Annotated in this window: 20 protein-coding genes and 1 tRNA gene; 10 read left to right on the plus strand and 11 right to left on the minus strand. The window is 73.7% G+C overall.

What is annotated here, in order from left to right:
- Nucleotides 1–107: 107 nt before the first annotated feature.
- Both ACP7TJ_RS14430 and ACP7TJ_RS14435 read left to right on the plus strand, forming a co-directional pair.
- On the plus strand, nucleotides 108–683 hold the full coding sequence (locus tag ACP7TJ_RS14430) for a TerD family protein (RefSeq protein ID WP_048459028.1): 576 nt from the start codon (nucleotides 108–110) through the stop codon (nucleotides 681–683).
- 97 nt (nucleotides 684–780) lie between these two features.
- Nucleotides 781–1,311, plus strand: coding sequence for a GNAT family N-acetyltransferase (locus ACP7TJ_RS14435; RefSeq protein WP_167743473.1), 531 nt, complete (start codon nucleotides 781–783; stop codon nucleotides 1,309–1,311).
- On the opposite strand, the gene ACP7TJ_RS14440 is transcribed toward ACP7TJ_RS14435, so the two are convergent.
- Complete coding sequence (locus ACP7TJ_RS14440; protein ID WP_427763416.1) at nucleotides 1,308–2,720, minus strand: M1 family metallopeptidase; 1,413 nt, start codon at nucleotides 2,718–2,720, stop codon at nucleotides 1,308–1,310. The two genes, ACP7TJ_RS14435 and ACP7TJ_RS14440, sit on opposite strands and share 4 nt — an antisense overlap.
- Before the next feature lie 50 nt (nucleotides 2,721–2,770).
- Here ACP7TJ_RS14440 and ACP7TJ_RS14445 point away from each other — a divergent pair, with 50 nt between their 5' ends.
- The gene (locus tag ACP7TJ_RS14445) at nucleotides 2,771–3,271 is read left to right on the plus strand and encodes a hypothetical protein (RefSeq protein WP_093768710.1); all 501 of its coding nucleotides are present in this window, start codon (nucleotides 2,771–2,773) and stop codon (nucleotides 3,269–3,271) included.
- 38 nt (nucleotides 3,272–3,309) lie between these two features.
- Here the strand turns inward: ACP7TJ_RS14445 and ACP7TJ_RS14450 are convergent, their stop codons facing one another.
- The gene (locus ACP7TJ_RS14450) at nucleotides 3,310–4,134 is read right to left on the minus strand and encodes a tetratricopeptide repeat protein (RefSeq protein ID WP_427763418.1); all 825 of its coding nucleotides are present in this window, start codon (nucleotides 4,132–4,134) and stop codon (nucleotides 3,310–3,312) included.
- Between the two features lie 68 nt (nucleotides 4,135–4,202).
- On the minus strand, nucleotides 4,203–4,880 hold the full coding sequence (locus ACP7TJ_RS14455; RefSeq protein ID WP_266398318.1) for a pentapeptide repeat-containing protein: 678 nt from the start codon (nucleotides 4,878–4,880) through the stop codon (nucleotides 4,203–4,205).
- Nucleotides 4,881–5,032: 152 nt separating this feature from the next.
- Here ACP7TJ_RS14455 and ACP7TJ_RS14460 point away from each other — a divergent pair, with 152 nt between their 5' ends.
- From ACP7TJ_RS14460 to ACP7TJ_RS14470, 3 genes are read left to right on the plus strand one after another with little or no spacing between them, the layout of a single operon-like run.
- Nucleotides 5,033–6,190: an FAD-dependent oxidoreductase gene (locus tag ACP7TJ_RS14460; protein WP_193460365.1), complete on the plus strand. Its 1,158-nt coding sequence runs from the start codon at nucleotides 5,033–5,035 to the stop codon at nucleotides 6,188–6,190.
- 59 nt (nucleotides 6,191–6,249) lie between these two features.
- A complete protein-coding gene (locus tag ACP7TJ_RS14465; protein ID WP_427763420.1) occupies nucleotides 6,250–7,224 on the plus strand; it encodes a zinc-binding dehydrogenase in 975 nt (324 codons plus the stop codon).
- Nucleotides 7,225–7,282: 58 nt separating this feature from the next.
- Entirely contained in the window at nucleotides 7,283–8,179 is an 897-nt protein-coding gene (locus tag ACP7TJ_RS14470; RefSeq protein ID WP_370163784.1) for an aminoglycoside phosphotransferase family protein, read from the plus strand.
- Nucleotides 8,180–8,231: 52 nt separating this feature from the next.
- Here the strand turns inward: ACP7TJ_RS14470 and ACP7TJ_RS14475 are convergent.
- Together ACP7TJ_RS14475 and ACP7TJ_RS14480 are read right to left on the minus strand one after the other, a co-directional pair.
- Nucleotides 8,232–8,305: transfer RNA gene (locus tag ACP7TJ_RS14475), tRNA-Thr, on the minus strand.
- A 70-nt stretch (nucleotides 8,306–8,375) separates the two neighbouring features.
- The gene (locus ACP7TJ_RS14480) at nucleotides 8,376–8,792 is read right to left on the minus strand and encodes a DUF3224 domain-containing protein (protein WP_266398324.1); all 417 of its coding nucleotides are present in this window, start codon (nucleotides 8,790–8,792) and stop codon (nucleotides 8,376–8,378) included.
- 102 nt (nucleotides 8,793–8,894) lie between these two features.
- Here ACP7TJ_RS14480 and ACP7TJ_RS14485 point away from each other — a divergent pair, with 102 nt between their 5' ends.
- From ACP7TJ_RS14485 to ACP7TJ_RS14500, 4 genes are all read left to right on the plus strand, one after another.
- Nucleotides 8,895–9,899: a helix-turn-helix transcriptional regulator gene (locus ACP7TJ_RS14485; RefSeq protein WP_176710900.1), complete on the plus strand. Its 1,005-nt coding sequence runs from the start codon at nucleotides 8,895–8,897 to the stop codon at nucleotides 9,897–9,899.
- Nucleotides 9,900–10,035: 136 nt separating this feature from the next.
- Nucleotides 10,036–11,124, plus strand: coding sequence for an ABC transporter ATP-binding protein (locus ACP7TJ_RS14490; RefSeq protein ID WP_093768646.1), 1,089 nt, complete (start codon nucleotides 10,036–10,038; stop codon nucleotides 11,122–11,124).
- A gap of 183 nt (nucleotides 11,125–11,307) precedes the next feature.
- Complete coding sequence (locus tag ACP7TJ_RS14495; protein ID WP_093768645.1) at nucleotides 11,308–11,763, plus strand: hypothetical protein; 456 nt, start codon at nucleotides 11,308–11,310, stop codon at nucleotides 11,761–11,763.
- A 650-nt stretch (nucleotides 11,764–12,413) separates the two neighbouring features.
- Complete coding sequence (locus ACP7TJ_RS14500; protein ID WP_093768644.1) at nucleotides 12,414–13,145, plus strand: nucleotidyltransferase family protein; 732 nt, start codon at nucleotides 12,414–12,416, stop codon at nucleotides 13,143–13,145.
- A 76-nt stretch (nucleotides 13,146–13,221) separates the two neighbouring features.
- Here ACP7TJ_RS14500 and ACP7TJ_RS14505 read toward each other — a convergent pair whose 3' ends face one another.
- The 6 genes from ACP7TJ_RS14505 to ACP7TJ_RS14530 form a co-directional block, all read right to left on the minus strand.
- Nucleotides 13,222–14,883: a DoxX family membrane protein gene (locus ACP7TJ_RS14505; RefSeq protein WP_427763423.1), complete on the minus strand. Its 1,662-nt coding sequence runs from the start codon at nucleotides 14,881–14,883 to the stop codon at nucleotides 13,222–13,224.
- 118 nt (nucleotides 14,884–15,001) lie between these two features.
- A complete protein-coding gene (rlmB, locus tag ACP7TJ_RS14510) occupies nucleotides 15,002–15,940 on the minus strand; it encodes a 23S rRNA (guanosine(2251)-2'-O)-methyltransferase RlmB (protein WP_093768642.1) in 939 nt (312 codons plus the stop codon).
- Nucleotides 15,941–16,116: 176 nt separating this feature from the next.
- The gene (gene cysS / locus ACP7TJ_RS14515; RefSeq protein ID WP_427763425.1) at nucleotides 16,117–17,517 is read right to left on the minus strand and encodes a cysteine--tRNA ligase; all 1,401 of its coding nucleotides are present in this window, start codon (nucleotides 17,515–17,517) and stop codon (nucleotides 16,117–16,119) included.
- Between the two features lie 97 nt (nucleotides 17,518–17,614).
- Nucleotides 17,615–18,109 (minus strand): 2-C-methyl-D-erythritol 2,4-cyclodiphosphate synthase, encoded by a 495-nt coding sequence (gene ispF / locus ACP7TJ_RS14520; RefSeq protein ID WP_189911432.1) that lies wholly within the window; start codon nucleotides 18,107–18,109, stop codon nucleotides 17,615–17,617.
- Nucleotides 18,099–18,887: a 2-C-methyl-D-erythritol 4-phosphate cytidylyltransferase gene (gene ispD / locus ACP7TJ_RS14525; protein ID WP_093768639.1), complete on the minus strand. Its 789-nt coding sequence runs from the start codon at nucleotides 18,885–18,887 to the stop codon at nucleotides 18,099–18,101. The genes ispF and ispD overlap by 11 nt, the downstream gene beginning before the upstream one ends.
- A 352-nt stretch (nucleotides 18,888–19,239) precedes the next feature.
- Nucleotides 19,240–19,722, minus strand: coding sequence for a CarD family transcriptional regulator (locus tag ACP7TJ_RS14530; RefSeq protein WP_003953493.1), 483 nt, complete (start codon nucleotides 19,720–19,722; stop codon nucleotides 19,240–19,242).
- Nucleotides 19,723–20,120: the final 398 nt, after the last annotated feature.

The following is a 20,120-nucleotide window of genomic DNA, read 5'->3' on the forward strand; positions in this document are numbered from 1 at the left end:
GGGTAAAGAAAGTAAAGAGACCCGGAACCTCGCGCACCCCCTCCGGCGTTCAAGGTGGTAGCTGTAGCTTCATAGCCGTACGCAAACGAGGGAAGGGACTCCCAACAATGGCTGTAAGCCTGTCCAAGGGTGGCAACGTCTCGCTCACCAAGGAGGCTCCGGGCCTGACCGCCGTCACCGTGGGCCTCGGCTGGGACGTCCGCACCACCACGGGAACGGACTTCGACCTCGACGCGTCGGCGATCGCGGTCAACACGCAGGGCAAGGTCTACTCGGACGCCCACTTCGTGTTCTTCAACAACAAGCAGACCCCGGACAACACCATCGTCCACACCGGTGACAACCGCACCGGTGAGGGCGAGGGCGACGACGAGGCGATCAACGTCAACCTGGCGGCCCTTCCGGCCGACATCGACAAGATCGTCTTCCCGGTCTCGATCTACGACGCCGAGAACCGCAGCCAGAACTTCGGCCAGGTGCGCAACGCGTACATCCGGATCGTCAACCAGGCCGGCGGCGCCGAGATCGCCCGTTACGACCTGTCGGAGGACGCCGCGACCGAGACCGCGATGGTCTTCGGCGAGCTGTACCGCAACGGCGCGGAGTGGAAGTTCCGCGCGGTCGGCCAGGGCTACGCCTCGGGCCTCGTGGGCATCGCCCAGGACTTCGGCGTGAACGTCTGACGGACGCACCGCCACCGGTCCGACGGAGCCCCCGCCCGCGTTCGCCGGGCGGGGGCTCCGCCGCGCCCGGCCGAAGGCCGCGCGCTACGTTACCCCCGTGTTCCTCGACCCGCTGCGTCTCTCCCCGGACGGCGACCTCCCCGGCCCCGTGCTGACCGAGGTCACCGCCCTGTACGCCTCCAACCACGCCTTCCACGCCCTCAGCGGCGACTTCCCGGACCCGTACGACATCCGGCCCGAGCAGGTCGCGGCCGCGCTCGCCCGGGAGCTGTCCGACCCGCACACGGAGGTCCTGCTGGCCCGCGGCGAGGGCCTTCTCGTCGGCATCGCCGTCACGCTCTCCGCGCACCCCGACCCCGCCGACCCCGACCCGTGGATCGGCCTGCTGATGGTGGACGCGAGCCTGCACGGCCGGGGTCACGGCCGCCGTCTCGCCGGACTCGTCGAGGACCGCCTGCGCGCCGCCGGGCACACCGCGGTACGGCTCGCCGTGCTGGAGGACAACGCCCAGGGCCTCGCCTTCTGGACCGCCCTCGGCTACACGGAGATCGACCGCCGCCGCGACCGTGACCTCGGCCGCCCGTGCCGGGTCCTGCGCAAGTCCCTCACCGGCCCGGACCCCGCCTAGGAAGCGGTCGCCGGCCGCCCCTCCCCGTACAGCCACTCCTCCCAGACGCGGGAGAAGTCCTTCCCCGGCACCGTCTTCTCGACGTACGCGGTGAAGTCGTCCGTGCTCGCGTTGGCGTGCCGGTACGTCGCCGCCCAGCCGCGCAGCAGCCGGCCGAAGGCCTCGTCGCCGGCCGTCCTGCGGACCATGTGGAGCACCATCGCGCCGCGCCAGTACACGGGCGTGGCGGAGATGTGCGCCGCGTCCGGCGGGTCGGCGGGCGGGAAGGACCAGAGCGCCACGTTGGTCCCCGCGTCCGGGAAGTACGAGCCGGCGTACAGGCGGTCGAAGGTCTGCTGCGCGCTGCCGCCGCCGTGGTCCTCCTCCCACAGCCACTGCGCGTAGGTGGCGAACCCCTCGTTGAGCCACATGTCCCGCCAGGTCCGCGGGGTGACGGAGTCGCCGTACCACTGGTGGGCGATCTCGTGGACCAGCAGCGCCGTGTCGGGGGCGCCCGGGAAGACGGGGCGGTTCTGGGTCTCCAGGGCGTACCCGGCGTCCCCGGGGCGCTCGACGACCGCACCGGCGGAGGAGAAGGGGTACGGACCGAACCGCCGCTCCGCCCACTCCACGACCTCCGGGAGCAGCTTCACCGTCGCGCGGCTCGCGGCCGCCTGCTCCGGGTCGACGGCGGTGAACAGCGGCAGCCCGCCGGCCGTCTCCCCGCGGTGGACGTCGTAGCGGCCGATCGCGACCGTCGCCAGGTAGCTCGCCATGGGCTCGGGGGTGTGCCAGCGGTATGTGGTGCGGCCGTCCTTGGTCTCCTCCCCGGCCGGTTCGCCGTTGGAGACCGCCCGCAGGCCCTCGGGCACGGTGACGGAGAGGGTGTAGGCGGCCTTGTCGGAGGGGTGGTGGTTGCCCGGGAACCAGGCCATGGAGCCGACCGGCTGGCCCAGGGCGAGCGCCCCGTCCGCGGTGCGCAGCCAGCCCTCCTGGGAGCCGTCGGGGTCGGTGACCGTCCGGGGGCGCCCCGAGTAGCGGACGACGACCCGGACGTGCGCGCCCCGGTCGAGGGCGCGGCGCGGCCGGACGGTCAGCTCCTGGCCCTCGCGGCCGAACCGGGCGCGGGCGCCGTCGACGGTGACGGCGTCCACGTCGAGACCCTGGAGGTCGAGGTTCAGCGCGGTGAGGTCCTCGGTGACGCGGGCGTCGATCGTCGCGGTGCCGGTGAGGCGTCGGCCGGCGGGGTCGTAGGCGAGGGCGAGGTCGTAGTGGGTGACGTCGTAGCCGCCGTTGCCCGCCTTCGGGAAGTACGGGTCGCCCGCGCCGTCGTCACCGGCGCCCTCGGCGCCGGAGCCGGGCCCGCACGCGGCGAGCGCCACCGCGAGCAGGGCGGCGGCTCCGCGGCTCAGGGGGCGGGGGGTGCGCACGCCGGGATCCTATGGCGGCGGGGGCGCCGGAGCGTGACACCATCACCCACGTGCTCGACATCGGTTACGCCCTCTCCAACCGCTTCCCCGACCCCCCGCAGACCGACTACCGCCGCGCGGACGTCCACGCCCTGCGGCACGACCTGTTCTGCGGGGACGTCTATCTCGCCGACACCCGGTCGGACCGCGAGATCTCCACGGCCTGGGGATGGGTGCCGGTGCTCGACTTCGCGTGGGCGCTGTGCGACATCGCCGAGCGCGTCGACCGGGACCCGGCGGGCTCCCGGGCCTCCCGGCCCCAGCACGCCGAGCTGGACTTCACCGAGTCCACCGACCGGCTGCTGTTCGAGCGGCGCTTCGGCTGGGTGGACATCGAGGCGGAGTGGCTGCCGGCCTCCGAGCCGCCGCTGACCTTCTCCCACGCCGAACTGCGCCGCGAGGCCCGCGACTTCCTGCACGACCTGCTGGCCGACCTGATCGACCTGCACGACGACCTCGGCGAGAACCCGGCGATCTGGACCCTCCAGTCCCGCTTCCCCCGCGTGAGCTGACGGCCCCTCACGACCCCTGCGCGGCCGGCCACCGGCGGTCAGGCGTCGATGCGTCCGATCAGCTCCCGGGCCTCCGCGGTGCGTCGGTGGTCCGGGCCGAGGACGGCCAGACAGGCGTCGTGACCGGCCACCGCCCGCGCCCGCGCCTCGTCGCGACGGCCCAGCCCGAGCAGCGCGGTGGCCATGGCCAGATCGACGGCGCCCGTCTCCGGGCGCTGCTCCACGGCGGGCAGACCGCGGTGCAGCCGCTGGGCGCGCTCCGCCTCGGCGAGCGCCTCCTCGTGCCGGTCCTGACCACTGAGACTGCGGGCCAGATTGAGCCGCAGGACGAGGGAGAACCGCTCCGGCAGGTGAGGGGCGGCGAGTGCCTCACGGGCGAGCGCCTCGGCCTCCGGGTGGCGTCTTAGCGCGATGAGGGCGAAGACCTGTCCGTTGCGGGCGGCCGTCGCCACCTGTGCCGCCTCCGGCTCCGTACGGCGCGCCGCGGCCGGCACGACGGCCGCGCACTCCGCCTCGCACTCGGCGTGCCGGCCGAGCGAGGTCAGCACCTGGGCGCGGTCCGACCGCGCCTTCAGCGTCTGCGGATGCCCGTCCCCGAAGACCCTGGCAAACATCGGCAGCGCCTGGTCGTAGAGGGAGAGGGCCTCGGCATGACGCCCCTGCGCGCTCACCGCGACCGCGGCGATGTCGAGCGCCAGGGGCGCCCATGTGTCGTTACGTCGCCGGGCCCGGGACGCGGCCACGTCCCGGGCCTCCCTCTCCGCGTCGGCGTAGCGCCCGGCCCGGAACATGGCGACCGCCTGAGCCAGAGGGGATCGGACCGACGACACGTCGGGACGGCCACGCGGCCGGAAGATTCTCATGCGCGGAGCATACGGACGACACGCACGCCTGTTCGACGATCGTCCGAACCGGGCGCCGCCCCGTGCGCTCACCCCTCCACGGTGATCCCCAGCTCCCCCGCCAGCGACGGCGCCAGGTCCAGCAGCTGAGCCGTGCTGATCACCGCTCCGGACAGGCGGTCCACCCCGCGTGCGATCTCCAGCGAGGACGCCTGCCGGAGGTCCACGTCCTTCAGCACGGCGCCGGACAGGTCCACACCCTTCACAGTGCAGTCGGCGAACTCCACGCGCTCCAGACGGGCCCCGGCGAAGTCCGGCTCCACCAGCACGCAGCCCTCGAAGACGACGTCCTTGAGCACGGCCGCGCGCAGATTCAGGAAGTCGATCTTCCCGCCCCGGACCCGCACCCGCTCCAGCGCCGCCCCGTGCAGCTGCGTCCCGCCGAGCCGGGCGTCGGTCAGCTCGACGTCCCGCAGGGTCGCGCCCGCCAGGTCCGTGCCCACGCCCCGCACCCCGTCGAGCACCGAGTCCAGCAGCCGCGCCCTGGGCAGCCGCGTCTCGTCCAGCGCGCACTCCCGCAGCGCGCAGTCCATGAAACGCGCGCCCGCCCCGTCCTGCCCGGCGAGGTCCGCGCCGGAGAACTCCAGCCCGTCGTAGTCCCCGTCCGGCTCCAGACCCCTCCCCTCGAACGCCTCCAGCGGGGGCAGCCGCAGCTCCGGCCGCCGCGCCGCCCGCACACCCGGTCTCCCTGCCGCTCCACGCACCATGACGCCCATGCTGCACCCCGCCTCTGACATCCCGTGCGGCCTGCGGAAACGCCCCGCATGTCACATTCCGGCGGCGCCCGACGTCCTGGTTGTGCACCGCCGGACAGCGTCTCCGGCGCCCGACCGAGCCCGACCGAGGGAGAAGCCCAGTCATGCACCGCATCACCGTCGTCGGCGGCGGATTCGCCGGACTCACCGCGGCCGTCTCCGCCGCCGAGGCGGGCGCCAAGGTCACCCTGTACGAGGCCCACCACACCCTGGGCGGCCGCGCCCGCACCGCCGACGCCCCCTACCGCACCAACGAAGGCCCGCACGCCCTCTACAGCGGCGGACCGCACTGGACCTGGCTGCGCGAACGGGGCTTGCTCGGCCCGCTCGCCCCGCTGCCGCTGCGGGAGGCGGCCCGGCTGCGGCTGCGCCACCGGGGCGCCCTGCGCCGCACCCCGCCGCCCGCGATGCTGAAGCTGCTGCGCCCCGGCCTGCGGGCGCCCGTCGACGCCGACTTCCTCACCTGGGCCACCGGCGTCGCCGGCGCGGAGGGCGCGCGGGCCGCCGCGCACTACTCTGCGGTCGCGCTGTTCCACCACGACCCCGGCTCACTGTCCGCCGCGTTCGTGCACGAGCGGCTGCGCCGGGCCACGAAGCTGCCGCCGGAGGCGCACTACCCGCGGGGCGGATGGGGCGCGCTGATCGACCGGATGGCCGCCCACGCCTGGAACCTGGGCGTGCGGGTCGAGACCCTGTCCCGTGTCGAGTCCCTGCCCACCGGCGCCCCGGTGGTCGTCGCCACCTCCCTGGAGTCCGCCCGCCGCCTGCTCGGCGACCCCTCGCTGACCTGGCCGAGCGGCCGGACCGTCCTGGTCGACCTGGCGCTGCGCACCCGGCGCGGCGACCCGTTCGTGGTGTCCGACCTCGACGCGCCCGGCTGGCTGGAGCGGTTCACCGCGCAGGACCGCACCCTCGCCCCGGCCGGCGAGCAGCTGATCCAGAGTCAGATCCCGGTCGCGCCGGGCGCGTCGAAGGCCGAGGGCGCCGCCCGCGCGGACGAGCTGCTGGACCTGGGCTTCCCCGGCTGGCGGGAGCGGCTCACCTGGCGGCGCGAGGCGCTGGCGGACGGCCGCACCGGCGCCGTCGACCCGCCCGGCGCCACCTGGCGCGACCGGCCCGCCGTGGACCGCGGGGACGGGGTCTACCTGGCCGGGGACCGGGTCGCCGCGCCGGGCGTGCTGTCGGAGGTGTCCTTCACCAGCGCCCTGACGGCCGTCTCCCTCGCCCTCGGCCGGGACGCACTTGACCTCAAGCGCGCTTGAGGTCGCACGGTGGCTGCCGGGGCGCGCACGGCGCCCCCGACAGCCCCAGGGGGAGCGCCATGCACGCCGTCCGACTGCACGCCTTCGGCCCCGCCGAGAACCTCGTGTACGAGCAGGTCGAGGACCCGGTGCCGGGCCCCGGCCAGGTCCGGGTCGCCGTCCGGGCGGCCGGGGTCCACCTCCTCGACACCGCCCTGCGCGAGGGTCTGCGCGGCCCCGCCCCGGCCGTCGCCGAGCTGCCGACGATCCCCGGCCGTGAGATCGCCGGGGTGGTCGACGCGCTCGGCCTGAACACCCCCGCCGACTGGCTCGGCAAGCGGGTCGTCGCCCACCTCGGCTTCGCCCCCGGCGGCTACGCGGAACTGGCCGTCGCCGACGCCGGACGGCTGCACGAGATCCCGGACCGCCTCGACTTCGCCGAGGCGGTCGCCATGATCGGCACGGGCCGTACGGCGATGGGGATCGTGCAGTTCGCCGAGCCCGGCCCCGGCGACGTGGTCGCCGTCCCGGCCGCGGCGGGCGGCATCGGCACCCTCCTCGTGCAGTACGCCCGGAACGCGGGCGCGACCGTGATCGGGCTCGCCGGGGGCCCCGCGAAGACCGCCCTGGCCACACAGTCCGGCGCAGGCCTCGCCGTCGACTACACCGACCCCGGCTGGCCCCGGCGGCTGGAGGAGTACCGGGGCAAGCTCACCGTCGTGTACGACGGCGTGGGCGGGGACGTCGCCCGCACCCTGGTCGGCCTGCTCGCGCCGGGCGGGCGGCACGTGGTGTTCGGCTGGACGTCGCAGGGCATCGGCAGCGACCGCCCGTACCTCGTCGACGGCGTCTCGGTCAGCGTCCTCGGCCCCGAGATGCTCCGCCGGGCCGGCGGCGACGACCCGATGCGGACGCTGGAGCTGCGCTCCCTCGCCGAGGCCGCCGCGGGCCGGCTCACCCCCGCCGTGCGGCGCTTCCCCCTGTCCCGGGCCGCCGACGCCCACCGGGCCCTGGAGAACCGGGGGACGACCGGCAAGGTCGTCCTGGAGCCCTGACCACCCGTGCGGGGGCGCCCCGGAAATCGGGCGCGCCCCGCCCCCGTAGCCCACTACCGTGCGAGGCGTGATCGACATCCCCGCGGAACTCACCGAGGCCCAGATCAAGTTCAACAAGGAGGCCGGCCGGGCCTTCATCGCCGCCCTCCCGGACCTCGCCGCCGGCTTCCTGGACCGCTGGGAGCTGCGCCTCGCCGGGGCGCCCATGCACGGCGTCAGCGCCCTGGTCCTCCCGGTCGACCGGGCCGACGGCACCCCGGCGGTGCTCAAGCTCCAGCTCCGCGACCACGAGAGCGAGGGCGAGCCGGTCGCCCTGCGCCTGTGGAACGGCGACGGGGCGGTCCGCCTGCTCGACCACGACGAGCCGACCGGCACCATGCTGCTGGAGCGCCTGGACTCCTCCCGGATGCTCGCCCACCAGCCGGACGTCCACGAGGGCGTCCTGGTGATCGCGCGCCTCCTGGCCCACCTCCACGCCACCCCGGCTCCCCCGGGGATGCGCCGCCTCGGCGACATCGCCGCGTCCATGCTGGAGCGCACGCCCGCCACGCTGGAGCGCATCCCCGACCCCGAGGCCCGCCGTCTGGTCGCCGACTGCGCGGCCGCCGTGCGCGAGGTCGCGGACGAGCCGGGCGACCGGCTGCTCCACTGGGACCTGCACGACGAGAACGTCCTCGCCGCGGACCGCGCGCCCTGGCTCGCCATCGACCCCAAGCCGCTCGCCGGCGACCCCGGCTTCGACCTGTGGCCCGCCCTCGCCAACAATTTCGACCCCGGCGACGTCCTGTGGCGCTTCGACGCGATGACCGAGGTGCTCGGCCTGGACCGGGCGCGGGCCCGGGCGTGGACGTACGGGCGGACGCTGCAGAACTGCCTGTGGGAGACCGAGGAAGGCCGACCGCTGGACGAGGCGGACCTGGAGATCGCCCGCCGCCTGCGCGGCCGTACGGCGTGACGGAGGGCATGAAGAACCCGGGCCGGAGAGGGACCGGCCCGGGCGTTGCCGGAGCCCCCTGTCGGATTCGAACCGACGACCTGCTGTTTACAAGACAGCTGCTCTGACCATCTGAGCTAAGGAGGCGGCGCGCGCGGCGCGCGCGAAGCGCGGTCCACTGTACACAGTGCCGGTTTCGCCGAGCCACGCACTTGATTCAGGCGCGCCCCGCCTCGTACGCGAAGGTGTACGGCACCTTCGACTCGCCGTGCCGGTAGGTGAAGCCGCCCGTGCCGCGCAGCCCGGCCAGCTCCCCGGTGCCCGAGCCCTCGACCACCTCGAACGTGCAGTGCACGGTGCCGTCGCTGTCGAAACGGCCGCGCTCCTCCAGTACGAAGGCGCCGGCGCGGCCGTCGACCCGGCCGGTGACGAGCTCCATCCCGGCGAAGGTGCCCGTGGCGGCGGTGTCGTAGGCGATGGCGTAGTCGCAGACGGTGGACTCGGCCTCGATGCCTCCGGAGAAGGCGTTGACGACGGTGGCGTGCGCGAGCCGGGGGAAGGCGTCCTCCGGCGAGACGGGGCTCTCCTTCCAGTCGGCGAAGGTGAAGTGGCCGGCGGTCTCGGTGACGGGCATGTCGGGTCCCTTCCAGGGTCGTCTGGCGCTGTGCCTCCCACCTTTCCGGCCGTACCTGACACCTTCTGTCAGGTACGGCGCCGCGGACCGAGAATGGGCCGCATGCGCGCCGACCGGCTCCTCACCCTGCTCCTCCTGCTGCAGAACCGCGGCCGGATGACCGCGCCCCAACTCGCCGCCGAACTGGAGGTGTCGGTGCGCACCGTCTACCGGGACGTCGAGGCGCTCGGCGCCTCCGGGGTGCCGGTGCGCACCGAGCGCGGACCGCAGGGCGGCTTCCGTCTGGTGGAGGGCTACCGGACGCGGCTCACCGGGCTGACCGACGCGGAGGCCGGTTCGCTGGTGCTGGCGGGGCTGCCGGGGCCGGCCGGGGAGCTGGGGCTCGGGGCGGTCCTGGCGAGCGCCCAGCTCAAGGTGGAGGCGGCTCTGCCGGAGGGGCTGGCGGAGCAGGCGCGGCGGGTGCGCGAGCGGTTCCACCTGGACGCGCCGGCCTGGTTCCGGGACGCCGATCCGGTGCCGTACCTGGCGGTGGTCGCGCGGGCGGTGTGGGAGCGGCGGGTGCTGCGGACCCGCTACGCGCGCTGGCGCGGCGAGGTGCGGCGGGAGGTGCGTCCGCTGGGGCTCGTGCTGAAGGGCGGCATCTGGTACCTGATCGGGCTCGCGGACGACGCGGTGCGCACCTACCGCGTCTCGCGGTTCCAGGAGGTGGAGGAGACCGGCGAGGACTTCGCCCGGCCCGCCGGGTTCGACCTGGCCGCCTACTGGACTCAGGCCTCGCGGCGGCTGGAGGCGGCGCTGCGGCAGGGCACGGCCCGGCTGCGGCTGTCGCCGCGCGGGCGGAAGCTGCTGCCGATGCAGTTCGGGGCGGCCGGCGCGCGGGCGCTGGCGGAGGCCGGGCCGCCGGACGCGGACGGCTGGGTGGAGGTGGAACTGCCGGTGGAGTCGGAGGCGGTGGCCACCGGCGATCTGCTGCGCCTCGGGGTGGAGGCGGAGGTGCTGGGCCCGCCGGGACTGCGGCGGGCGGTCGCCGAGGCGGTGGCGGTCCTGGCCGACCGATACGAACAGGATCGAAAGTTTCCGCGAAATTCACCGCCTGGAACCTGCTGACAAGCAGGTGAACGCCAGGTACCGTCCTGAGCCAGTTCACTCGTGTGGACCACACCACTACGGAACACCCGTCGTGGCATCACCTTCCTACTCGGATCGTCCGGCACGTTCCTGCCGGTAGAAGGGGACCATTCACATGGCCACTGTCACGTTCGACAAGGCGACCCGGATCTACCCGGGTTCGACCAAGCCCGCCGTCGACGCCCTGGACATCGAGATCGCGGACGGCGAGTTCCTCGTCCTGGTCGGCCCGTCCGGTTGCGGCAAGTCCACCTCGCTCCGCATGCTCGCGGGGCTCGAGGACGTCAACGGCGGCGCCATCCGCATCGGCGACCGCGACGTCACGCATCTGCCGCCGAAGGACCGGGACATCGCCATGGTGTTCCAGAACTACGCGCTCTACCCGCACATGACGGTCGCCGACAACATGGGCTTCGCGCTCAAGATCGCCGGCGTCAACAAGGCGGAGATCCGCAAGAAGGTGGAGGAGGCCGCGAAGATCCTCGACCTCACCGAGTACCTGGACCGCAAGCCGAAGGCGCTCTCCGGCGGTCAGCGCCAGCGTGTGGCGATGGGCCGCGCCATCGTGCGTGAGCCGCAGGTGTTCCTCATGGACGAGCCGCTGTCCAACCTGGACGCCAAGCTCCGTGTGTCCACCCGTACGCAGATCGCCTCGCTCCAGCGCCGCCTGGGCATCACCACCGTCTACGTCACCCACGACCAGGTCGAGGCCCTCACCATGGGCGACCGCGTCGCGGTCCTCAAGGACGGTCTGCTCCAGCAGGTCGACACCCCGCGCAACATGTACGACAGGCCCGCGAACCTCTTCGTCGCCGGCTTCATCGGCTCCCCGGCCATGAACCTGGTCGAGGTCCCGGTCGCCGACGGCGGTGTGAAGTTCGGCAACTCCGTGGTGCCGGTGCAGCGTGACGCGCTCTCCGCCACCAGCGACAAGACCGTCACCGTGGGCGTCCGCCCCGAGCACTTCGACGTCGCCGGCGCCGACTCCGCCCAGGGCGTCGCGGTCACCGTGAACGTCGTGGAGGAGCTGGGCTCCGACGCCTTCGTCTACGGCACCGCGCAGATCGGCGGCGAGGCGAAGGACCTGGTGGTCCGCGTCGGCGGCCGTGAGGTCCCGGAGAAGGGCAGCACGCTGCACGTCGTGCCCCGCTCCGGCGAGACCCACGTGTTCTCCACGTCGACGGGTGCGCGCCTGTCCGACTGAGCGAGTTGACGCCGAGGGGCCCCGCAGCGAGCTGCGGGGCCCCTCGCGTTGTCGACAAATACCCCGACAATCCAGGCAATTTACCCCAACTCGTCAACACGCGGCGCGGAAGTCGGCGTTCCTCGTCCCCCGTAACGGTGACGGAATGTTTCACCTCGGCTACCGGACGCTACCCTCACACGCGTGACGCACTCCATTCACCCTCAGACGCGACGCGGCCGGGGCCCCGCCCGCCGGATCGGCCGCTCCCTCGCCCTCGTCCTGCCCGTCGTCCTGGTGCTCTCCGGGACCCTCGCGGTCGCGCGGGTCAACTGGTCGGGGAACCCGCAGAGTCCGGTGCTCACCGCCGCGGACACGTCCGCCGCCGGCGCCTCGTCGCGGGCCGCCGCCCGCGCTCCTCAGGACGTCCTGCGGGACCAGCTCCTGATGGAGCTCCAGAAGAAGGACCCGGGCGCCGCCCTGACCCAGCTCCAGCAGGCGGTGAACGACCGCCCGTCCCTCGCCGAGCACTGCGCCTCCATCGCCCGCTCCCTCGGCAAGGCCGCCGTCCGCGTCTACGGCCCCACCAAGGCCCAGTCCTACGCCCGCCCGGTCTGCGACACGTCGTTCGCGTCGGGAGTGGTGGCCGCGAACGGCTGACGCGCCCGAGCAGTCCGGTCCGCGGCCGGCCCCCGACCCCGTTCCCCGGCCGCCCCCGGCCCCCGCGACCACACCGCGCCAGCCACCACCAACCCACGGCCGCCCGCACCCCACCCGGCCGCGAGGCCGCGAGGCCGCGAGGCCGCGAGGCCGCGAGGCCGCGGTAACGGCCCGATACGCCCTGAGGGCACGCCGATCGGGCACCGAGGCCGCACTCCCCCGCCCCGCATCAGCGGCACCGGTCCACAGCTCTGCGACCGTCCGGCCGAACGCAGACAACAGGCCCGCCGCCACACCCCGTGGCGGCGCGGCCCCTGCCCGGCACCACGCCCAGCGACCGCTGACCCTCACCGCTCGGGCGCGACGTAACGTCCCCTGCCCAGCCACGGGAGCCCCCTCGTGTCAGCGACAGACAGCGGCGCTCGCCCGGCCGTCGGCGCGACGGCCGAGCACCGCGGCCCCGCGCAGCAGCCGCACCCCTCCCACGCCACGTGGCGGCCTGTCGTAGCCGGCGCGTGCGCCGACCCGACCGACGGGTGACGGCCCGTCGGCACGACGCCCGGCTCGGACGCCGGGGCGAGCCCGGACAACACCGCCCCCGCCCCGGGACCGCCCATGGCCCGCGGCCCCCGGCCGCGTAAAGTGCGGGCATGACCGATCCGCGTGCCGTGTCCCGTCCCACGCAAGCCGTAGTCCTGGCCGGCGGCCAGGGCTCCCGGCTCCGTCCGTACACCGACGACCGGCCCAAGCCGATGGTCGAGATCCCCGGCACGGGAACCCCGATCATCGGCCACCAGCTGACCTGGCTCGCCGAGGAGGGCGTGACCGACGTCGTCGTCTCCTGCGGCCATCTCGCCGAGGTGCTGCAGAAGTGGCTGGAGAGCACCGACCTGCCCGTCTCCGTCACCACCGTCGTCGAGCCGGAACCCCTCGGCCGCGGCGGCGGACTGAAGTACGCCGCCGCCCGTCTGCCGCACCCGGACCGGCCCTGGTTCGCCACCAACGGCGACATCTGGACCCGCTTCTCGCTGCGTGACATGGCCGACTTCCACACCGAGCGGGACGCCGTCGCCACCGTCGCGCTGGCCCGCCCGCGCCTGCCGTGGGGCGCGGTCCGCACCGACGGGTTCGGTCTGATCACCGACTTCATCGAGGCCCCGCCGTCCACCTTCGAGATCAACGCGGGCGTCTACGTCTTCTCCCCCGAGTTCGCCGGCCTGCTCCCGGAGCGCGGCGACCACGAGCGCACCACGTTCCCGCACCTCGCGCGCGAGCGCCGGCTCGCCGGGTTCACGATCCCGCAGGGCTCCTACTGGCGGGCCATCGACACCGCCAAGGACCTCACCGAGGCCGCCAAGGAGCTTGCCTCCCAGGGTCGTTGAGGCACCACGGCCACAAAGGGCGGGGTCCCGTACGCGAGCGCGTACGGGACCCCGCCGTCGTGTCCTCGGGCATCCGCTACCCCAGCAGGCCGCCCACCAGGCCGGGCCGGTCCGAGGAACCCCCGTCGTCGCCGCCGGGCGTGCCGCCCCCGCTGCCGCCGGAGCCGTCGCCGCCGCCCGAGGTCGGGCCCGCGGTGGTGCTCGGCGCCTGGCCCTCGGGGGAGGACTGCTGCGGCGGGGCCTGCCCGGTGCTGCCCTGGGTCTGGGTGGGCGCCCCCGTGACGGCGCCCGCGCCCTGGGTGGCGCCGGGGGTGCTGCTGGTCCCGGCGGACGGGCCGGCCGATCCGGACGTGGCGCCCTGCGTGGGCGAGCCGGACGCGGACGGCGCCCCCTCCTCCCCCTTCTCCTTCCGCTCACCGGACTCCTCCGGCAGCGGGGACCCCGGCAGGTTGTTGCGCGGCGCCTCGCCGGGGCCGGGCACGACCACCCGGTCCGCGTCGCGGACGGCCCCGCCGAGCAGAGCGCCCACGAGCATGCTGGACCCGCACACCACGAACGTGACGAGCGCCCCGCGGCGCAGCACGTAGCGCCGCAGGTCCCAGATGTCGGCGCGCGGTCCGAGCCGCCGCCAGGCCCGGCCCGCGAGGCTGCCGTCGACGGAGTAGACGGGCGCGCCCGCGATGACCAGCGGCGACCAGACGGCGAGGTAGATGATGTCGGGCGTCTCGTAGACGGGGGCGCTCTTCCAGCTCACGCTGACCAGCAGCGCCGCCGACATCATCGCCCCGATGCCCGCGGCCACGCGCTGCCAGCAGCCGAGGACGGTGAGGACACCGACGACGACCTGGGCGAAGGCGATGGCGAGCCCGGCGCCGACGGGGTGGGCCAGCGCGAACTGCCGCAGCGGCTCGGCGACGTCCCACGGGTGCAGGCTGTGCAGCCACGTGACCATGGATCCGCGCGGCCCGCCGTCGAGGTACAGCGGGTCGCACAGCTTGCTCATCCCGGCGTAGACGGAGATCCCGCCGAGGAAGACGCGCAGCGGGAGCAGCACCACGCCCAGGTTCATCCGGCGCCCGGGGTAGTACGCGTGGCGCGCCGGGTCGTCGCTGTGCCGCCGAGCGCGCCGGCCGCCGTCGAGGCGCTCCTCGATCTCGTACGCGGGCTCGTACGCGTCCTCGTCGAGGGACGTGTGGTCGTCCTCGTCGTACGCGCTGCCGACGGTGCGCATCGGGGGCAGCAGCGGCCCGTCGGAGTGGCCGCGCTGGGCGCCGACGAACGGGCTCTCCAGCGGCTGGGTGTCGTCGTCGTACCCGCCGTACCCGCCGCCCGGCTGCGGGACGACCCGGGTGTTCCCGGAGTCGGTGAGCGGCTCGTCGGCGTGGCGCAGGCCCCCGTGCCGTACGGCCTGGAGGAGGCGGTGGGCGCCGGTGTCGTCGGGGGCGGACCTGCCGCTCCACACGACGGGACGGCGGCGCGGGGCGGCCGGTCCCGCGCCCACGGTGGTGACGACGGGGATCCGCGCGGTGTCCTCGCCGGCACTCGGATGCCGTGCGATCCGCGGCGACCGGACGCGTCGCGCCGGGCCGACGAGCTGCACGCGGAAGCTGGCGTGGTTGACGATGACCTGGGCCGGATCGCTCGGCACCTTCACCATGCTCAGCGCGGGAGCGTCGTCGAGTCCCGACGAGCGGGCCCCCGTGGGTGTGCGGGGTGGTGTTCTGGTGTCCACACTCATCTAACCGAGTGACAAGGCGTTAGGACACTGCCTTGACCGGCCAGATGTGTCCGGACCGCGTCAAGCCGGTCCGGACCGTCCGGAATCCACCGAGTGGGTGACAATGTCGCACACCCGTTCAGCTACGGCGGCGTGCCGCCTCGTACAGCACGATGCCCGCCGCCACACCGGCGTTGAGCGACTCGGCGCCGCCCGGCATGGGGATCCGCACCCGCACGTCGCAGGTCTCGCCGACCAGCCGGGACAGTCCCTTGCCCTCGCTGCCGACGACGATGGCGACCGGTCCGTCCAGCGCCTCGAGGTCGCCCAGCTCGGCCTCCCCGTCGGCGGCCAGGCCGACGACGATGACGCCGGCCTTCTTGTACGCCTCCAGCGCCCGGGTCAGGTTGGTGGCGCGGGCGACGGGCGTCCGCGCGGCGGTGCCCGCGGACGTCTTCCACGCGCCGGCGGTCATCCCGGCCGCCCGCCGCTCCGGCACGAGCACGCCGTGCCCGCCGAACGCGGAGACGGAGCGGACGACCGCGCCGAGGTTACGCGGGTCGGTGACGCCGTCCAGGGCGACGATCAGCGGGTCCTGGCCCTCGTCGTGCGCGGCGGCGACCAGGTCCTCGGGGTGCGCGTACTCGTACGGCGGGACCTGGAGGACCAGGCCCTGGTGGTTGAGGCCGTTGGTCATGCGGTCCAGCTCGGGGCGGGGCGCCTCCATGAGGTTGATCCCGCCGCGCTCGGCCGCGAGCTGCAGCGCCTCGCGCACCCGCTCGTCGTTGTCGATGAACTGCTGGACGTACAGCGTGGAGGCGGGCACGCCCTCGCGCAGCGCCTCGACGACCGGGTTGCGGCCGACGACCAGCTCGGAGGCGGACCGGCCGCCGCGCCGCTGGGTGGTGCGGCCCTGGGCGCGCCGGGTCTTCGCCTGGGCGGCGCGCTGCTTGGCGTGCCCCTTGCGCATCTCGGCGGGCGGGGTCGGGCCCTTGCCTTCCAGGCCCCGGCGTCGCTGGCCGCCACTGCCGACCTGCGCGCCCTTCTTGCCGGACATGCGGCGGTTGTTCGCGGCCATGAGGTATCCGTCTCCGTGAAGTCGTGGGGGGTGCGCCCACCTGGGTGGGCGCTCCCGTGTGCGTAGCTGTGCCTGTGCAGTGTGCCGCCCGGCGGCCCGGACGGCACACTCGATCTTGCGCGCGGCCGGGACCGGGAGGCCCCGGGCCGGGTCCGCGGCCGGTCCGCGGCGGTGCCTCAGCGGGGGCCGAGGCTCCAGCGCGGGCCCTGCGGGCTGTCCTCGATGACCAGCCCGGACTGGTTGAGCTGGTCGCGGATGGCGTCCGCGGTGGGCCAGTCCTTGCGGGCCCGGGCGGCCTCGCGCTGGTCGAGGACCATGCGGACCAGGGTGTCGACGACGCCGTGCAGGTCGTCCCCGCGGTCGCCGTCGCCGGCCCAGTGCGGGTCCAGCGGGTCGAGGCCGAGCACGCCGAGCATCGCGCGGACCTCGGCGAGGCGGGCGACCGCCTCCTCCTTGTCGTCGGCGGCCAGCGCGCTGTTGCCCTGCCGGACGGCGGTGTGCACGACGGCGAGCGCCTGCGGGACGCCCAGGTCGTCGTCCATCGCCTCGGCGAACGCGGGCGGCACCTCGGCGGCGGGCTCGACGACGCCGCCGGCCTTCTCCACCACGCGCTGCACGAAGCCCTCGATCCGCGCGAACGCGGACTCGGCCTCGCGCAGGGCCTCCTCGCTGTACTCGATCATCGACCGGTAGTGCGGGGCGCCCAGGTAGTAGCGGAGCACGATGGGCCGCCAGTGCTTGACCATCTCGCTGACCAGCACCGAGTTGCCGAGCGACTTGGACATCTTCTCGCCGCTCATGGTGACCCAGGCGTTGTGCACCCAGTACCGGGCGAACTCGTCGCCGTAGGCCTTGGCCTGGGCGATCTCGTTCTCGTGGTGCGGGAAGATCAGGTCCAGGCCGCCGCCGTGGATGTCGAAGGCGGTGCCGAGGTACTTGTGCGCCATCGCCGAGCACTCCAGGTGCCAGCCCGGGCGCCCGCGGCCCCACGGCGTCTCCCAGCTCGGCTCGCCCGGCTTGGCCGCCTTCCACATCGCGAAGTCGCGCGGGTCCCGCTTGCCGGTCTCGCCGTCCCCGGACGGCTGGAGCAGGTTGTCCAGCTCCTGGTTGGACAGCTGGAGGTAGTCCGGGAACGAGGTGACGGCGAAGTACACGTTGCCGTCGGCCTCGTAGGCGTGCCCGCGCTCGATCAGGCCGCGCATCATCTCGACCATCTCGGTGATGTGGCCGGTGGCGCGCGGCTCGTAGGTCGGGGGCAGGCAGCCGAGGGCGCGGTAACCGTCGTCGAAGGCGCGCTCGTTCTCGTACCCGATGGACCACCAGGGGCGGCCCTGGTCGGCGGACTTGGCGATGATCTTGTCGTCGATGTCCGTGACGTTGCGGACGAACGTCACGTCCAGGCCGCGGTACTCGAACCAGCGGCGCATGATGTCGAAGTTCAGCCCCGAGCGGATGTGGCCGATGTGGGGTGCCGCCTGCACGGTGGCACCACACAGGTAGATCGAGACGCAACCCTGCCGGAGCGGGGAGAAGTCACGGATCTGCCGGGCGCTGGTGTCGTACAGGCGAATAGTCACGACACCAGGGTAGTAGGCGCGGGGGTGTGCGGTGCGCCTCCGGCGGTTTCGCGGTCACATGTCACGTACGGGCCCGGTGGGACCGCGCCCACGCGGCTCACCCTTGTCGGATCACCAGGGCCGTCGCCACCGCCATCAGGCCCTCGTCGCGGCCCGGAAAGCCCAGGCCGTCCGTGGTGGCGCCGGAGACCGAGACCGGGGCGCCCGCCGCCTCGGAGAGGATCTTCTGGGCCTCCTCACGGCGTCTGCCGATCTTGGGGCGGGGGCCGACGACCTGGACGGCGATGTTGCCGATGCGGAAGCCGGCCTCGCGGACGATGCGCGCGGCCTCGGTGAGAAGGGTGACGCCGGAGGCGCCGGACCACTCGGGGCGGCCGGTGCCGAAGTGCTGCCCCAGGTCGCCGAGGCCGGCGGCGGAGAACAGGGCGTTGCAGGCGGCGTGCGCGACGACGTCCGCGTCGGAGTGCCCGGCGAGCCCGGGGCCCTCCCCCTCCCACTTCAGGCCGGCGCACCACAGCTCGCGGCCGTCCTCGAAGGCGTGGATGTCGGTGCCGATGCCGACCTGCGGCAGGGGGTACGTCTCAGAAGCCATCGTTGAGCCTCCTGCGCGCCAGGACCGCCTCGGCGAGGACCAGGTCGAGGGGGCGGGTGACCTTGAAGGCCTCCTCGTGCCCGGGGACGGTGACGACGGTGAGGCCGAGCTGCTCGACCATGCTCGCGTCGTCGGTGACGTCGTCGGTCACGGTCGCGTGGGCGCGGACCAGGGTGGCCCGGTCGAAGCCCTGCGGGGTCTGCACCGCGCGCAGCCTGGAGCGGTCGGGGGTGGCGACCACCGGCTCCGGCTCGCCGGGCGTGGCGGCCGGCTCGACCTGCTTGACGGTGTCGGCGAGCGGCAGCGCGGGGACGACGGCGGGCGCGCCGTCGCGTACGGCCTCGACGACCGCGTCGACGGTGTCCACCGGGACCAGCGGGCGGGCCGCGTCGTGCACCAGGACGATGTCGTAGCCCTCGGGCAGCGCGTCCAGGCCGAGTTTCACGGACTCCTGGCGGCTCTCGCCGCCGGGGACGACGAGGACGTCGGTGTTCCCCCAGCTGCCCCCGGGCAGCGCGTGCGTGTCGAGCAGCGACTTGACCTCGCCGGCGCCGTCGGGCGGCGCCACCACGACGACCAGGGAGACGGCGCGGGATTCGGCCATCGCGCGCACCGCGTGGACGAGCATGGGCGTGCCGCCGAGCGCGCGCAGCGCCTTGGGGGCGCCGGGGCCGAGCCGCACACCCCGGCCCGCGGCCGGGATGACGGCCGCTGTCCGGACCGCCGGACGGCCGGGTGCGGGGGTCGGCGAGGACGGCGGGAGCGGATCGTCAGACATCGGTTCCTGTCAGGTTTGTGGGCTCGGCCTACGTGGGTATGGCCTGGGCGTGCCCCCGCTCCGGAGCGGGGGAAGTGCCGGGCGTTCCGCCTTGACCAGCCCCTTCCGTGACTCTGGTCGAGCCGACCGCCCGGGCCCGGCACGCCAGGGGTGGGGACGTGAGTGATGACACATTCCCCGTCTCGGCGCAAGTGCAGCCTACGGATGGTGTCCGGGTACGAACATGCCGCAGCGCCCGGCGACGTCCAGGACGTCATCGGGCACCGCGGCATTTCGATGCGCTGAGTGCTCTGAGTGCTGCTCCGACAGCCGGCTGACGGCACGCGACGGGCGGAGCCACGACTCGGAGAACTCAGGAGGCGAGAACCTCGTCGAGCAGGGCCTCGGCCTTGTCCTCGTTGGTGTTCTCGGCGAGGGCCAGCTCGCTGACCAGGATCTGACGCGCCTTCGCGAGCATGCGCTTCTCACCGGCGGAGAGACCGCGCTCACGCTCCCGGCGCCACAGGTCACGCACGACTTCCGCGACCTTGATGACATCGCCCGAGGCGAGCTTCTCGAGATTTGCCTTGTACCGACGGGACCAGTTCGTGGGCTCCTCGGCGTACGGCGCGCGCAGCACCTCGAAGACCCGGTCCAGCCCGTCCTGACCGACCACATCACGCACGCCGACGAACTCCGCATTGTCCGCTGGCACACGTACCGTCAGGTCACCCTGGGCGACCTTCAGCACCAAGTAGGTCTTGTCCACGCCTTTGATCTGGCGAGTTTCGATTGCCTCGATCAGCGCGGCCCCGTGATGGGGATAGACCACGGTGTCGCCAACCTTGAACGTCATGTGACAGGTACCCCTTCCGTGGCTATCCAGGGTAACACGGATACGGCGTCTTCTGAATGGCGTTTTCGCAGGTCAGGGCCATTCTCGGGGCTTGACAACAGCAACAGGAACGTGCTTCGGACGGCTAGCGGAAGCAGGTATTCGCAGGTCGGAGCGGCTCTCCGGGGCAGGCGAAACGCGCACGTCACACCCTTCCGGAACCCCACACGAGCGGTCGAACAGCCCCAAATGTCCGGTTCCAGATGCGCGACTTCCGCTACTCCGTTCGGTGAGCCGAGCCGGTTCCGGCCGAATCCGGAATTGATCACACGGTGTGAGGATCAGCAGCGGGTGATCAATTACCGGGATCCCCCCTCATTCCTTCACCGAAATGCGCGCCCGCGTGAATGAAGGGGCGC

Origin of the sequence: Streptomyces sp. DSM 41931 (genome assembly GCF_050271085.1) — a bacterium.
Lineage (GTDB): Bacteria > Actinomycetota > Actinomycetes > Streptomycetales > Streptomycetaceae > Streptomyces > Streptomyces albogriseolus.

Coding starts and splice junctions, on each gene's coding strand:
- ACP7TJ_RS14450 (WP_427763418.1), bottom strand. CDS start 4,134: ATGAGAATCTTCCGGCCGCGTGGCCGTCCCGACGTGTCGTCGGTCCGA.
- ACP7TJ_RS14530 (WP_003953493.1), bottom strand. CDS start 19,722: ATGACGTTCAAGGTTGGCGACACCGTGGTCTATCCCCATCACGGGGCC.
- ispF (WP_189911432.1), bottom strand. CDS start 18,109: ATGGCTTCTGAGACGTACCCCCTGCCGCAGGTCGGCATCGGCACCGAC.
- ispD (WP_093768639.1), bottom strand. CDS start 18,887: ATGTCTGACGATCCGCTCCCGCCGTCCTCGCCGACCCCCGCACCCGGC.
- ACP7TJ_RS14455 (WP_266398318.1), bottom strand. CDS start 4,880: ATGGTGCGTGGAGCGGCAGGGAGACCGGGTGTGCGGGCGGCGCGGCGG.
- ACP7TJ_RS14505 (WP_427763423.1), bottom strand. CDS start 14,883: ATGAGTGTGGACACCAGAACACCACCCCGCACACCCACGGGGGCCCGC.
- ACP7TJ_RS14430 (WP_048459028.1), top strand. CDS start 108: ATGGCTGTAAGCCTGTCCAAGGGTGGCAACGTCTCGCTCACCAAGGAG.
- ACP7TJ_RS14465 (WP_427763420.1), top strand. CDS start 6,250: ATGCACGCCGTCCGACTGCACGCCTTCGGCCCCGCCGAGAACCTCGTG.
- ACP7TJ_RS14480 (WP_266398324.1), bottom strand. CDS start 8,792: ATGCCCGTCACCGAGACCGCCGGCCACTTCACCTTCGCCGACTGGAAG.
- ACP7TJ_RS14460 (WP_193460365.1), top strand. CDS start 5,033: ATGCACCGCATCACCGTCGTCGGCGGCGGATTCGCCGGACTCACCGCG.
- ACP7TJ_RS14485 (WP_176710900.1), top strand. CDS start 8,895: ATGCGCGCCGACCGGCTCCTCACCCTGCTCCTCCTGCTGCAGAACCGC.
- ACP7TJ_RS14490 (WP_093768646.1), top strand. CDS start 10,036: ATGGCCACTGTCACGTTCGACAAGGCGACCCGGATCTACCCGGGTTCG.
- ACP7TJ_RS14500 (WP_093768644.1), top strand. CDS start 12,414: ATGACCGATCCGCGTGCCGTGTCCCGTCCCACGCAAGCCGTAGTCCTG.
- rlmB (WP_093768642.1), bottom strand. CDS start 15,940: ATGGCCGCGAACAACCGCCGCATGTCCGGCAAGAAGGGCGCGCAGGTC.